Source organism: Chlorobiota bacterium, from assembly GCA_016710285.1.
Classification (GTDB): Bacteria; Bacteroidota; Ignavibacteria; order OLB7; family OLB7; genus OLB7.
Window position 1 is genome coordinate 278,748 of the sequence record JADJXR010000001.1, and the last position, 13,142, is coordinate 291,889.

General features: G+C 57.5%; 13 protein-coding genes. 7 read left to right on the top strand and 6 right to left on the bottom strand.

Features of this window, described 5'->3' with window-relative positions; all coding sequences use genetic code 11:
• Positions 1 to 447 precede the first annotated feature (447 nt).
• Positions 448 to 2,493 carry an excinuclease ABC subunit UvrB gene (uvrB, locus tag IPM61_00815; GenBank protein MBK8909848.1) on the bottom strand — a complete coding sequence of 682 codons (2,046 nt, stop codon included), beginning with the start codon at positions 2,491 to 2,493 and terminating at the stop codon, positions 448 to 450.
• 147 nt (positions 2,494 to 2,640) lie between these two features.
• Positions 2,641 to 3,450, bottom strand: coding sequence for an alpha/beta hydrolase (locus tag IPM61_00820; protein MBK8909849.1), 810 nt, complete (start codon positions 3,448 to 3,450; stop codon positions 2,641 to 2,643).
• 223 nt (positions 3,451 to 3,673) lie between these two features.
• On the opposite strand from IPM61_00820, the gene IPM61_00825 reads away from it, so the two are divergent.
• Together IPM61_00825 and IPM61_00830 are read left to right on the top strand one after the other, a co-directional pair.
• A complete protein-coding gene (locus IPM61_00825) occupies positions 3,674 to 4,072 on the top strand; it encodes a thioredoxin family protein (GenBank protein ID MBK8909850.1) in 399 nt (132 codons plus the stop codon).
• On the top strand, positions 4,036 to 4,206 hold the full coding sequence (locus tag IPM61_00830; protein MBK8909851.1) for a hypothetical protein: 171 nt from the start codon (positions 4,036 to 4,038) through the stop codon (positions 4,204 to 4,206). The genes IPM61_00825 and IPM61_00830 overlap by 37 nt, the downstream gene beginning before the upstream one ends.
• A gap of 490 nt (positions 4,207 to 4,696) precedes the next feature.
• Here the strand turns inward: IPM61_00830 and IPM61_00835 are convergent, their stop codons facing one another.
• From IPM61_00835 to IPM61_00845, 3 genes are read right to left on the bottom strand one after another with little or no spacing between them, the layout of a single operon-like run.
• Positions 4,697 to 5,410, bottom strand: a complete 714-nt coding sequence (locus IPM61_00835) for a hypothetical protein (GenBank protein MBK8909852.1) — start codon at positions 5,408 to 5,410, stop codon at positions 4,697 to 4,699.
• A complete protein-coding gene (ftsY, locus tag IPM61_00840) occupies positions 5,407 to 6,447 on the bottom strand; it encodes a signal recognition particle-docking protein FtsY (protein MBK8909853.1) in 1,041 nt (346 codons plus the stop codon). The genes IPM61_00835 and ftsY overlap by 4 nt, the downstream gene beginning before the upstream one ends.
• 46 nt (positions 6,448 to 6,493) lie before the next feature.
• Positions 6,494 to 7,162: a CDP-alcohol phosphatidyltransferase family protein gene (locus tag IPM61_00845; protein MBK8909854.1), complete on the bottom strand. Its 669-nt coding sequence runs from the start codon at positions 7,160 to 7,162 to the stop codon at positions 6,494 to 6,496.
• On the opposite strand from IPM61_00845, the gene pta reads away from it, so the two are divergent.
• The 5 genes from pta to dmpG all read left to right on the top strand — a co-directional run bounded on the left by pta (position 7,161) and on the right by dmpG (position 11,263).
• Complete coding sequence (gene pta, locus IPM61_00850; protein MBK8909855.1) at positions 7,161 to 8,153, top strand: phosphate acetyltransferase; 993 nt, start codon at positions 7,161 to 7,163, stop codon at positions 8,151 to 8,153. The two genes, IPM61_00845 and pta, sit on opposite strands and share 2 nt — an antisense overlap.
• A 127-nt stretch (positions 8,154 to 8,280) precedes the next feature.
• A complete protein-coding gene (locus IPM61_00855; protein ID MBK8909856.1) occupies positions 8,281 to 8,775 on the top strand; it encodes a hypothetical protein in 495 nt (164 codons plus the stop codon).
• 39 nt (positions 8,776 to 8,814) lie between these two features.
• Positions 8,815 to 9,708 carry a glycosyltransferase gene (locus IPM61_00860; GenBank protein ID MBK8909857.1) on the top strand — a complete coding sequence of 298 codons (894 nt, stop codon included), beginning with the start codon at positions 8,815 to 8,817 and terminating at the stop codon, positions 9,706 to 9,708.
• 15 nt (positions 9,709 to 9,723) lie between these two features.
• Entirely contained in the window at positions 9,724 to 10,182 is a 459-nt protein-coding gene (locus IPM61_00865; GenBank protein MBK8909858.1) for an NUDIX hydrolase, read from the top strand.
• A gap of 67 nt (positions 10,183 to 10,249) precedes the next feature.
• Positions 10,250 to 11,263: a 4-hydroxy-2-oxovalerate aldolase gene (dmpG, locus tag IPM61_00870; GenBank protein MBK8909859.1), complete on the top strand. Its 1,014-nt coding sequence runs from the start codon at positions 10,250 to 10,252 to the stop codon at positions 11,261 to 11,263.
• Positions 11,264 to 11,354: 91 nt separating this feature from the next.
• Here the strand turns inward: dmpG and IPM61_00875 are convergent, their stop codons facing one another.
• Positions 11,355 to 12,965, bottom strand: coding sequence for a S41 family peptidase (locus IPM61_00875; GenBank protein ID MBK8909860.1), 1,611 nt, complete (start codon positions 12,963 to 12,965; stop codon positions 11,355 to 11,357).
• Positions 12,966 to 13,142: the final 177 nt, after the last annotated feature.

Genomic DNA, 13,142 nt, shown 5'->3' on the forward strand with positions numbered 1-13,142 from the left:
GTGAGTTGGAGCAGCGATGGGGGGTGGAAAAACAGAAGAGATACGCAACCGAAAGGGCTAAAAAATGAGATGCCCCTTTCATCGTCACCACACGTGAAAGAGGCATTCCCCTATCTCATTTGTTTCACCACCACAACGAAAGGAGAATTTGAGAGAGAGAGTTTGACGGCAAGAATACAGTCTCCATACTTGTACTCCACCATCAGAGAGAGGTTTTCTGAATCTCCTTCGCTTAAAGCGAAGCCAAATGATTCGATTGTCTGGATTGTCAAATTTTTGCGGATGGTCTTGCCTGACCGCAACACTAACATACAACAATCGGGAAGGGGTTCGCAAGAGGTATTTCATCAAAAGATAACCGAAACACTCTTTTGCTTGATTTCTTAAAAATTTCCCATGTAACGATTGAATTTTCTTTGTCCCCTTTGTGTGCGGGCCTTTGCAGGGCTACCCTTTCCCCCCTGAAACCGCTGCTTCCAGCCGCCCGATTTCATCGCGAAGCTCGGCGGCGCGCTCGAATTCCAGCCCTTTTGCCGCCTGCTTCATCTCCTCGCGAAGATGCTCAATCAGGTCCTGCTTCTGCGCGTCGGTCATGTACTTGAACACCGGCTCCTCCACCAGCGATGGCGTTGATTTCTTCTCCACCTCCTTCCGTTTCTGATCCCTGTGGGCTTTCACATCGGCAATCGCGGTGGATTCCATGATCGCCTCGCGCGATTTCCGGACGGTTCGCGGGGTGATGCCATGCTCGGTGTTGTAGCTAACCTGAAGCTCGCGGCGGCGGCGGCTTTCCCCAATCACGGCTTCCATGGAATCGGTCATCTTGTCGGCGTACATAATCACCTTCCCTTCCTCGTGGCGGGCGGTGCGCCCTGCGGTTTGCATCAGCGAGCGTTCGCTTCGTAGGAAGCCCTCCTTGTCGGCATCCAAAATTGCCACCAACGAGACTTCCGGCAGGTCCAGCCCTTCGCGGAGCAAGTTCACGCCAATCAGCACGTCGAATTTTCCCAGCCGCAAGTCGCGCAAAATTTCCACCCGCTCAAGCGCATCAATCTCGGAGTGGATGTACTGGACCTTCACCCCTATTTCGGTCAGGTAGTCGGCAAGGTCCTCGGCCATTCGCTTGGTCAGCGTGGTGACAAGCACCCGCTCTTTCTCATCCTTCATCACCCGCTCGCGGATTTCCGCAATCAGGTCATCAATCTGGTTGGCGATGGGGCGGACCTCGATCACCGGGTCCAGCAGCCCCGTTGGGCGGATGATCTGCTCCACCACAACGCCGCCGCTCAGCTCAAGCTCCACGTTCCCGGGCGTTGCCGAAACGAACACTGTTTGCCCAATCCGCTCCATGAACTCCTCATATTTCAGCGGGCGATTATCCAACGCCGACGGCAACCGGAAGCCGTGCTCAACCAGGGTGAGTTTGCGAGCGCGGTCGCCATTGTACATCCCACGGATTTGCGGAAGGGTGACGTGGCTTTCGTCAATCACGCACAGGAAGTCTTCGGGGAAGTAATCAATCAATGTTGATGGAGCTTCGCCCGGCTGCCGCCCGGCAAGGATTCGGGAGTAGTTCTCGATTCCGGAGCAATATCCAAGCTCCCGCATCATCTCGATATCGAACAGCGTCCGTTGCTCCAGCCGTTGCGCTTCCAGCAGTTTCTCCGATTCCCGCAGCTCTTTCAGCCGAACATACAGCTCGTCGCGGATTTCGCCGATGGAGCGGTCAAGCTCGGTGCGGGTGGTGACGAAATGCTTGGCGGGGTAGATGGTGACGGTCTCCAGCGGGGCGATCATCTTCCCGGTAAGGCGGTCAAACTCGCTCAGGCGTTCAATCTCCGTGCCGAACATCTCGATGCGGATTCCGGTGTCGTCCTGATACGCCGGGATCACCTCCACCACATCCCCCCTGACGCGGAAATTGCCACGGTAGAAATCAACATCGTTGCGGCTGTAATGGATGTCGGCAAGTTTGTACAGCAGTGCGTTCCGCTCAATCTGCTGGCCACGCTGCAGCCGAAGCAGCTGCCCGCCGTAGGCCTCCTTGGAGCCGATACCGTAGATGCAGGAGACGGAGCTAACGATGATAACGTCGCGCCGCCCGTCCAGCAGCGCGCTGGTGGCCTTCAGCCGCAGGCGGTCAATCTCATCGTTGATGTTGAAATCTTTCTCGATGAACGTATCGGTGCTGGGGATGTAGGCTTCCGGCTGGTAGTAATCGTAGTAGCTGATGAAAAACTCGACCGCGTTGTTCGGGAAGAAACTTTTGAACTCACCATACAACTGCGCCGCCAAGGTTTTGTTGTGCGACAACACCAGCGTGGGGCGTTGCAACTGCTGCACAACGTTCGAGACAGCAAAGGTTTTTCCGGAGCCAGTAACGCCAAGCAGCGTCTGGAAACGGTCGCCACGGTTGACCCCTTCCACCAGTTGGCGAATGGCTTCGGGTTGGTCGCCCATGGGCTTGTAATCGGAGACAAGGGAGAAGTTCATGGTGGGTTGATGGTTAGTTATCAGTGGTTTGCCGCAAACATACGGCCAAGCATTGCTTCACGGCGTTCGGCAAGATGCAAGGGTTAGAAAAAAAAAATGGGGCATCCGTTGCGGGCGGCTGCCATGCTGATTGTGGCCTGCGGTTGTTTAGCCTTCTTCCTGCGCCAAGCCATCCATTATCAGCCGCTCGATTTCATCGGGATGCTGCCACATTGGGACGTGGCCGGCGTTCGGGAACACGTGGCGGCGTGCACGCGGCAGAAGCTCCGCCACCTTCTGGAATTGCTTTGGCGGAACCACCCTGTCGCGCCCGGCACCGATCAGCAGAAGCGGGAATTCTTGGATCATATTCAGCTGGCAAAGGGCTTGGCGGTATCCCTGCAAATCGGCTTCCATCATCAAGGAACTCATGCTTCGGGGAAGGTCGTGGCGTTGCGATTCGCGGGCAACCTCGGCGGCGCGGTGGGGGTGATATGCCGCCCCGTAGCTGAATCGCGCTCCCCCTTTTGCCAACGCCCCTTTCACCCCTGCCGGAAGCCGTGGCCACGCGGCAATCGCCACCGCGCGGAGCATCCGAATTTTTGCCAGCTGGCCAACCGGAGGTGTCTGCAAACCCAATGGAGTAATCAGCGTTAGCGTGCGGATGCGCCCCGGCTCCATTGCCCCCATGGTTGCAGCAACCGCCGCCCCGAACGAGTGGCCAACAAGATGAATCCGTTCAAGCTGGTGATGCTGGCAGAAGCGAAGGAGCGTTTCCGCCATCTGGTCCAATCGGAACCCCGATTGCTGGTGTGGGGCCTGGCTTTTTCCGAACCCTGGCAGGTCCACCGCCACCACCGTGAACCGGTCGCACAGGCGTTCGGTTAGTGGCCGCCAGAGCGTGTGGGTGGAGGGATTCCCATGCACAAACACCATGGGCGGGCCGGAGCCGTTGCGGATGGAATGCAAGCCATTCATGCGCCGATGACGAACGGGCCAAAGCCGGAAGTGTTCGGCATGGAGAGGGGTGGAAATCCGAGGGGGGATCGGAGCGTTGTGGAGGCTGCTCTTCCCTCTTTCAAGAAGGGTTGGCAACGGCACATTTCGCAACACGCCGCCGTCCCCCAAAAACATTGGTTGATCCGTCATTCCCCTTGCTGCCATCCTAACTCAACTCTCATCAATCTCTAATCGAACAACCATGATGACTCGCGAACGTTATCAGGCAGCGCTTACCTTCACCGATTATTTGGAAACGGTTCAGAAGACCCCGGACTTGTGGCGTGGGGTCTATCAGCGGGCAACAATCGCGCCGGAGGCGGTGGAGCAGGCAAGCGAATTGAAGGATCATTTCCACCTGCTGGCATTATCGGAAGACTGGTGTGGCGACACAGCGAACCTGCTGCCGGTGGTGGCGCGTTTTGCCGAATCGGCACCGAACGTTGAGCTTCGGGTGCTTGGCCGCGACGCAAACCCGGACCTGATGGATACCCACCTTACCGGGGCATCGCGCTCCATCCCCGTGGTGATTGTCTATGACCAAAATTTCAACGAGCTAGGCTGGTGGGACCACGCCCGACGGAGCTGCAGGCATGGGTGAAAAGCGTTGGGATCACCATGGAGAAAGATGAACGCTACCGCCACATCCGCGCCTGGTACGCCCGCGACAAAGGGCGAACAACAGTGCGGGAGATTTTGGAGGTGATGGAGCGGGTGGAAGAAGAGGCCAGGTAAAGAGCCAATGAGACTCAACAAAAAAAACGCCGACTCTAAAAAAAAGAATCGGCGTTTTTAGTAGCGGGGGCCGGACTTGAACCGACAACCTTCGGGTTATGCGTACTACTACAGTTTTCACTGCCGCTGCGCCTGCAACGTTTGTAGTCTGGACTTTCCCTTTACCCTCGGCTTTACGTTAGGGTACCTCCCATCAAGTCTCTACACCTTCTCAAACATTCCTGTTTGAGCTTGGCTCGGGATTACCATCTTACAGGCTTCCCCGAATTTGAGAGGTTATCACATGAAGGTTTCCCTTCATGCAGCCCAATGTGCAAGATTGTTCATCTTACCTCTTGAGCCCGACGAGCTACCAATTGCTCCACCCCGCGATGTCAAAACCTTTTGTTGGGCGCGTTGCCCGCTGAAAGGACTGCAAACATACGCCCAGCAGTAGGCCAGCGCAAGCTATTTGATAGTTTTTCACATCGAGCCGGCTTGGCGTTTTGCTTTACTCGGAGACGATCACATCGAACGAATCATGGGCCTCAATTCCCAGCAGCAGCAGCACTCCACGATCCAGCAGCATTTGGCGGTACGGGCGCATCAGCGCGAACTCTGCCGAGTCAATCGCCCCCGAGGCTCGCAGCGAATCGGTGCGGCGGTAGAAATCCCCGACTGCTCCATCGGGGATCCGTATCTGCGTGCTTGTGGTGTCGCCCAGGGTGGCGTGGAATAACGCCTGCGCTGCCGAATCTACGTTGCTGCGGGTGATGCCCGCCGCCGCAATCGCACGCTCCTTGACCCAGTCATATTCCGCCCACGAACGGTTCTGTTGGTTCAGAATCTGAACCAACCCACGGCGCACCAGCAACGGGATCAAGCGCGCTTCTTTCACCAAATTCATCCCTGCGCCAAAGTTTTTTATGAAGCCTCCATCCTCCTTTTTTAACGCCGCAATTTTGTTGGCGATCTGGCCCACAACCGCGTTGGAGGAATCGGTAGCAGCAAGCAGTGGCGATAGCCACGCTTCGGTCAACCGGGCGGAATCGGACGGGCGCGGCGCGGCGTTGGCCACCATGCCACGCACGGAATCCAGATGCTGGTACGGCGCGATCTCTTCTGGAAGCTCGGCAAACTGGTTGGCGAAACGGTAGCCGATGTATCCAACAACCCCAGCAATCACCAACGCAATCATCAGCCCGATGCTGCATCCACGGTTCATTCCTCTTTTACCTCCTCCGTCTCCTCGAAGGCAAACAGGGCTTCGGCAAACTCATCCACGTTGAACGGCTGCAGGTCATCAATCCGCTCCCCAACGCCGATGTAGCGAACCGGCATACTCAGTTCGTTGGCAATGGCAATCACCACGCCCCCTTTGGCTGTTCCGTCTAGCTTGGTCAGCACAAGCCCCGTCACCTCCACCGCGCGGGTGAACTCCTTTGCTTGTTGGATTGCGTTCTGGCCGGTGGTGGCATCCAGCACCAGGAAGACTTCATCGGGGGCGTGCTCGCGGACCTTTTTCATCACGCGGGACATTTTCTGAAGCTCCTGCATCAGGTTGCTTTTGGTGTGAAGCCGGCCAGCGGTGTCAATAATCACAACGTCGGCCCCGCGCGAAACGGCGGCTTGCAGTGTGTCGAAGGCAACGGCGGCGGGGTCGGCCCCCTGGCCTTGCCCCACAATCTCCACACCGGCGCGTTCGGCCCAGACCTCCAACTGCTCGTTGGCGGCTGCGCGGAAGGTGTCGGCTGCGCCAATCAGGACGTTCAACCCGGCGTTGCGGTAGTTGTAGGCCAGCTTCCCAATCGTTGTGGTTTTGCCAACGCCGTTGACCCCCACCACCATGATAACGTGTGGCCGTTTCTCTTCGGGGATTGCGAACAAACGGTCGTTGTCCGCCGAAGGGGAACGCTTCAGCAGCGCGCTGATTTCTTCGCGAAGCAAGCGGCTAAGGTCGGCGGCTTCTTTGAACCCCTCGGCCTTCACCCGTTCGCGCAATCGGTCGCTGATTTGGATGGTGGTGTCGGCCCCGACATCGGCCATGATGAGCGATTCTTCAAGCTCATCCAGCAACGCGTCGTCAATCTTCCGCCCCTGGCGTGCGGCCAAGCCGATCTTCTCGGCAAGCCCTTCGCGGGTTTTTGCCAGCCCTTCTTTCAGCCGGTCGGCCCGAAGGCTATCCACGGTTTCGCGGATTGAGGTTTTGGTCTCCTCAATCGCCTCTTTCACCTTGCTTTTCAGTTTGTCGAACAATCCCATAGCATACCCTTGAATCTGTTTTGAATATCCACAACAGTGCTTCGCCTTACCGCCATTGCTTCACGGCCCGAACCGCATACAGAGTTAAGGAAATGGCCAGCAGCAGCAACGCCGTCCCCCCCATGATCTCCACCACCAATGTTGACGCGCCGGCCACAATCGCCAGCAGCGTTGCCGACAGCACCAGCACGGCAATTTTTCCGGGATAGTTGGAGGGAAGCACCACGCCGGTGCGCCGCTCGAACAAAATTCCCCCCACCAAGATCAGCAGGTCGCGGCCCAACACCACCAACACAAACCAAAGCGGGAGCATCCCCTGCATCAGCATGACCACCACCACCACGCCAACATAGACTTTATCGGCCAGCGGGTCCAGGATTTTGCCGAGATCGGAGACCTCGTTCCGTTTGCGTGCAAGCCATCCATCCAGAACATCGGTCAGGGCCGAAAGGATGAACAGGGCAACCGTTGCAAGCCGCATCCCGGAAGCAAGCGTGAACCACGTGGGGACCACCAGAAGCATACGAAGCGCGCTTAATCCGTTCGATAGGGTCCAGCGCAAATTCAGCGGCGGCGGCGGTGCGGTGTTGGCATTCATTGCGGGCAAACTTACAAAACTGATGGCGCGGCGGCCACGCGCTGGCCTGCTCCGTTTCCATTTTGTACCGACTAGCACGCCCCCCTTCCGGCGGCGGCGGCGTACTTTTGCCGGCATGAGTTCATACCCAGAATTACTGCTCCGTTTCCGCGCCCAAGCCGCCGAACGCCCTGCGCGGATTGCCTTCCCCGATGCCCAGGACGAACGCACGCTCCGCGCCGCACGGATTCTTGCCGATGAACAGATTGCCCAGCCGGTGCTGGTTGGCACCAAAGCAGCAATCACGCAGCAGGCTTCCCAGCTTGGTATCCCCCTTGCTGATATTTCCATCATCGAACCCGGGCAGCATTCCCAGGCGGAGGCGTTTGCCGTGGCGTTCCACCAGGCCCGCCAGCACAAAGGGGTGACGCTGGAAACGGCGCACGAGGCAATGCGGAACCCACTCTACACCGCCGCAATGCTGGTCCGCGCCGGCCATTGCGACGGGTGCGTTGCTGGGTCCCTTAGCACCACCGGCGATGTCCTGCGCGCGGCAATCCAGGTGATTGGGCTGCAGCCAGGCATTTCCGTTGTCTCCTCCTTCTTCCTGATTGTCTTCCCCGACCGCACCTACGCCTTTGCCGACGGCGCGGTGATGCCCAACCCCACCAGCCAGCAACTTGCCGACATCGCGTTGGCAACCGCAGAAAATTATCGGGCATTGATTGGGACCCCGCCGCGTGTTGCGTTCCTCAGTTTCAGCACGCAAGGGAGCGCGGCGCATCCCGATGTGGAGAAGGTGCAGCAGGCGTTCCAGCTTGCCCGGGCAAAGGCCCCGGCGGACCTTGTGATGGATGGCGAGCTTCAGCTTGACGCGGCAATCGTCCCCGATGTTGCTGCGCGGAAGGCACTGAACTCACCCGTCGCCGGCCAAGCCAACGTCCTTATTTTCCCCAACCTTGACGCGGGGAACATCGCCTACAAAATGGCGCAGCGCATGGCCGGCGCGCTGGCGATTGGGCCAATCGTGCAAGGGCTTTCCAAGCCGATGTTCGACCTGTCGCGTGGGTGCTCGGTGGATGACATTGTTGATGTTGCGGCAATCTGTGCTATCATAGCGCGGGGATAATTCGTTGGGATGGGGAGGTGCCAAGAATCACTGCCGTGGCATCATCAGCTTGGCCATTGCCGATTCCTTCTTTCGGCGATTGCCCATCTCTCCACTATCCAACACGCAGGGCCTGGAAGAATCAACTTTGAACAATCAACTCAGAATAATCGCAGCCGTGATTGCGATTGCTGCCGGGGCGGCAACGCTTCACGCACAGCCAAAAATTGGGAGCATCGGGTTTGGCCTGATGCTTGGCGAGCCAACGGGGATCACCCTGAAGGGATCGCTGCAAGGGAACAACGCTTGGGATATGGCAATCGGGACCTCATGGTTTGGCAACGTGACAATCCAAGCCGATTACCTGTGGAATGCGAACGTCTTCAACTCCAACAAAGCGGGGTTGTACTTTGGGGTTGGCGGCGCGCTGGGGATTGGAAATGGGAAGGGGATCGTCATCAAAAACGATGATGATGATGAGAAGAAGGAAACCGCCGTTGGGGTGCGTGGCGTTGCGGGATTCAACACGGTTCCGTTTAGCTCCCCAATCGAGTTCTTTTTTGAGATTGACCCAATCCTCAGCTTCGCGCCCAGCATCGGCTTGAATTTTATGGGAGCCATTGGGGTCCGCTACTATCCATAAATCGTTTCTGCAATCTGGCACTCTCCTGAATCGCATATCGTGAATCCCATAACTATCTCCGGTTTTTCGTTTGTGCGCAACGCACGGAAGTTCGATTTCCCCCTTGTGGAATCGCTCCGTTCGTTGCTTCCGCTTTGCGACGAGCTTGTTGTGGCGGTTGGCGCGGGGGAGGACGACACGTTAGAGATGGTCCAAGGAATTGGCGACGACCGCATCCGCATTGTGGAAACCGTGTGGGACGATTCCCTTCGCGAAGGGGGGCGGGTGCTGGCGCAACAAACCAACATTGCCCTTGCCGAATGCCGTGGCGATTGGTGCATCTACCTGCAAGCCGATGAGGTGATCCACGAGGAGGATCACCAGCTGCTTCGTCAGATGATTCAGCAAGCCCACAACGACCCCAACGTTGAGGCGTTGCTGATGCGGTACGTCCATTTTTACGGGACGTATGATTATGTGGGGGCTGGCCGCCAGTGGTATCGCCGCGAAATCCGCGCCGTGCGGAACACCCGCGCCGTCACCTCATGGGGCGATGCCCAGGGGTTCCGCAAGCTCCTCCCTTCCGGCCAGGATGCACTGCTGAAAGCGCGGCAAACGGAGGTGCGAATCTTCCACTACGGATGGGTGCGCCCGCCAAAGGTGCAAGCCAGCAAGCAGCGCGACAGCAGCCGGATGTGGCACGATGACAAGTGGGTGGAGCAGAACGTTACCCAGGCCGAGCAGTATGGCTACGACGGAGCTTTCGAGCTGCGCCCGTTTGCTGGAACCCATCCAGCATTCATGCAGGAGCGAATTGCCGCGCACCGCCAGATGGGATGGGCGTTCGACCCCACACGCACCCGCCCCCGCCCGCTCCGCGTTCGCCTGACCGATTGGATTGAGCGGCACACCGGCTGGCGCATTGGTGAGTATCGAAATTTCGTGGAGGTGTAAGATGCGAGGTGTGCGATGAAAGGAACCGTCACGGTCAGCGCCGCAGTGATTGAGCGCGGGAAAGTTCTGCTGGTTCAGGAAGGGAAAGAATGGTGCCGGGGGCAATGGAGCCTTCCCGGCGGAAGGCTTGAAGAGAACGAAAGCCTTGCCGATGCGATTGTGCGGGAAATGGAGGAGGAGACCGGGCTGCTAATCCGCCCCACCGGAATCACCCGCGTGCTTCGCTACACCAGCCAGCGTGGGTTTCACGTAATCCGTTTCAATTTCGTGGCCGAACGAATCGGCGGTGAGCTTCGGGCCGATGGTGCGGAAATCCTTGCCTACGCCTGGCATGATCTTGCCCAGCTTGCTGCTGGCGCAACGCCGATTAATGCACGCACCCCGGAAATCGCCCAACAAATTTTCCGCGACCTTCACACCGGGCAGGTCTTCCCGCTTGATGCGGTGTTCGATGGGTTTGAGCGCGGTGAGTAATGCTTCAATCGTGCAGCGAACAACAACAACGTCCACACTTCTTTCAACTCCCTTTTTCCAACAGGCCATGCCATACACACCTGAGAAAAAAATCATCATCAACGACGTCACCCTGCGCGACGGGATGCACGCGATTGCCCACCAATACACCGTCCAGCAGATGGTGGAGATTGCCCGCAAGATAGATGAGGCAAAGGTGGACCTGATTGAGGTTTCGCACGGGGACGGATTGAACGGCAACTCCATCAACTACGGATTTTCCGCACACACGGAAATCGAATACTTGCAGGCGGTGAAAGCCGAGCTGAAGCACGCAAAACTTGCGGCGCTTCTGCTGCCAGGAATTGGGACGATTGAGGAGATGGAGATGGCACGCGAAGCCGGGGTTGACACCATCCGCATCGCCACCCACTGCACCGAAGCCGACATCGCCGCGCAGCATATTTCCAAAGCTCGGGAGATGGGGTTCGACGTTGTTGGCTTCCTGATGATGGCGCACATGATCCCGACGGCGCAGCTTGTGGAGCAGGCCAAGCTGATGGAAAGCTACGGGGCGCACTGCGTTTATGTGACCGACTCGGCCGGGGCATTGCTGATGGAGGAAACGCGCGAGCGGATCACGGCGTTCAAGAACGAGCTTGGGTGCCAAGTGGGATTCCACAACCACAACAATTTGGGATTGGGGGTGGCCAACACCATCATCGCGATTGAGTGCGGTGCGGACCGCGCCGATGCCTCGCTGGCGGGGATGGGTGCCGGGGCCGGGAACTGCCCGTTGGAGGTGCTGATTGCCGTCACCGACCGAATGGGGATTCGGACTGACGTTGCGCTCTACCCGCTGATTGATGCTGCCGATGGGATCGTCCGCCCGTTGCAGCAACGCCCGGTGCAAACCGACGGCAACGCGCTGATGCTGGGGTTTGCGGGGGTCTATTCCTCCTTCCTTCTCCACACCGAGCGCGCCGCCAAACGATTCGGCGTTGACAGCCGCGACATCCTTCGCGAACTTGGCCGCCGCCGGATGGTTGGCGGGCAGGAGGATATGATTGTGGACGTGGCGTTGGATTTGGCGGGGGAATAGCCATTACTTTCGCGCAAAAGCAATTCGGGGTAGGCCTGCATTACCGCAGCCTACCCCGAATTCATTATTGCCATGCCAGCTGTTTATCCCATCACCGCGAAGTCAACCGCGAGATTTTCATTGCTTCTGGGAAAAGGGTTTTGGCTTTTTGGTATTGCTTGTCGTCTTCCAGAGCAATTTGGTAGAAGGCGTTGTTCCCCCACAAGCCGCGTGCGATTCGTGACTTCAGCCGGATTCTAAGATCGAAGCCATCAATCTCAACCTCACGTTGCTTCACATCCACTTCCTTTTTCTTGGCCATTTCCAGCATCTGGCTGAACATCGCATCGGTGATCTGGAATTCCTTGCGGAAGCGTTGGAAGTCTTCGCCATACTTGCTGCGAAGCTCCTGCCCGTGGTCGTTGATATACTTCTCGGTGAAATCCCAAATAATGTTCTTGCGGATGATGTCGCGCGTGGTCATTTGCAGCGTGTCAAGTTTCACCACATAATCGGGGGTGATGCCGCCGCCGCCCAGCACTTTCCGCCCGTTGCTGGTTTTGAAGACTGGTTTGGTGGAGTCGGCAACGTCGTGGGTGTGTTCGATGTTGCTTCCTTCTTCCTCATCATGTTCCGCGCCGCGATAGTAGGCTTCTTTCCCTTTGTCGTACGGGCGTTGGATTAGCCGCCCCGATGGCGTGTAATAACGCGCCACCGTCAACCGGAATGCCGAGCCATCGGATAGCGGATATTGCTTTTGAACCAGCCCTTTTCCAAAGGAGGTTTCCCCCACCACAAGGCCGCGATCAAGGTCCTGGATTGCCCCCGAGACAATCTCCGAAGCACTGGCCGAACCTTGATTCAGCAGAACGATCAGCGGCAGTTTCTCGTAGCGTTGCCCACTTTCAGAAAGGTAATCTTCCCGTTCTTCCGAGCGGCTGCTTTTGGTGTACACAATCTCCTTCCCGCCGGAAATGAACTCGTCAACGATCCGCACGGCGCGTTCCATGTAGCCGCCTGGGTTGCCGCGAAGGTCCAGCACCAACCGCTTCATCCCCTGGCGCGACAAGCGGTCCATATTGGCCATGAACTCATCGTACGTCGGTTCGGCAAAGCGGTTGATGGCCAAGTAGGCGGTTCCATCTTCGTCAACGAAGGCAGCGTCAACGGTGTAGAGGGGGATTTTGTCCCGCTCGATGTCGTAATCCTTCACCTCGCGGCTGCCCGGGCGATAGATCGTCACCACCACGTGGGTTCCTTTTGTGCCACGCAGTTTTTTGGGGACATCTTCCCGTTTCATGCCGATAGCATTCGTGCCGTCAATCTTGATGATTTTATCACCGGCAAGGATCCCCAACGCTTCGGAGGGGCCGCCATTGATTGCAGTAACGATGGTGATGGTGTCGCGCACAACGTCGAACTCCACGCCGATCCCTTCAAAGCTGCCACGGAAATCCTCTTCCACACGCTTCTGCTGCTCGGCAGGGATATAGACGGAGTGGGGGTCCAGCTCTTCTAACATTCCGGTGATTGCCGCTTCGATCAGCTTTGGCGAATCAACGTTGTCAACGTAGCTTTTTTGGATTTGGTTGAACACCTGCTCGAACTTCCGGAACTGCTCGTAGGGGCTGTCGCCGGAAATTGAAGGCTGGATGTAGATGCCGACCAGCACCCCAAGTGCCAGTCCGAGAATGGTGAACCACATTTTGCGTTTTGAGCTCATCGCTAAGTGGGAAACGATTTATGCGTTATTAATTGCTGTTGCCGAACCGTTGTTTGGTGCTGCGGGCAGGCGGGGTTTGCCGCAAACATACGTATTGCCGAACGAACCTGGTTCTTCGTGTAGAAGTTCCCGTGGTTTGGTAAAAAAAACCATCCGGCCAGCTTGGCCATAGCATCC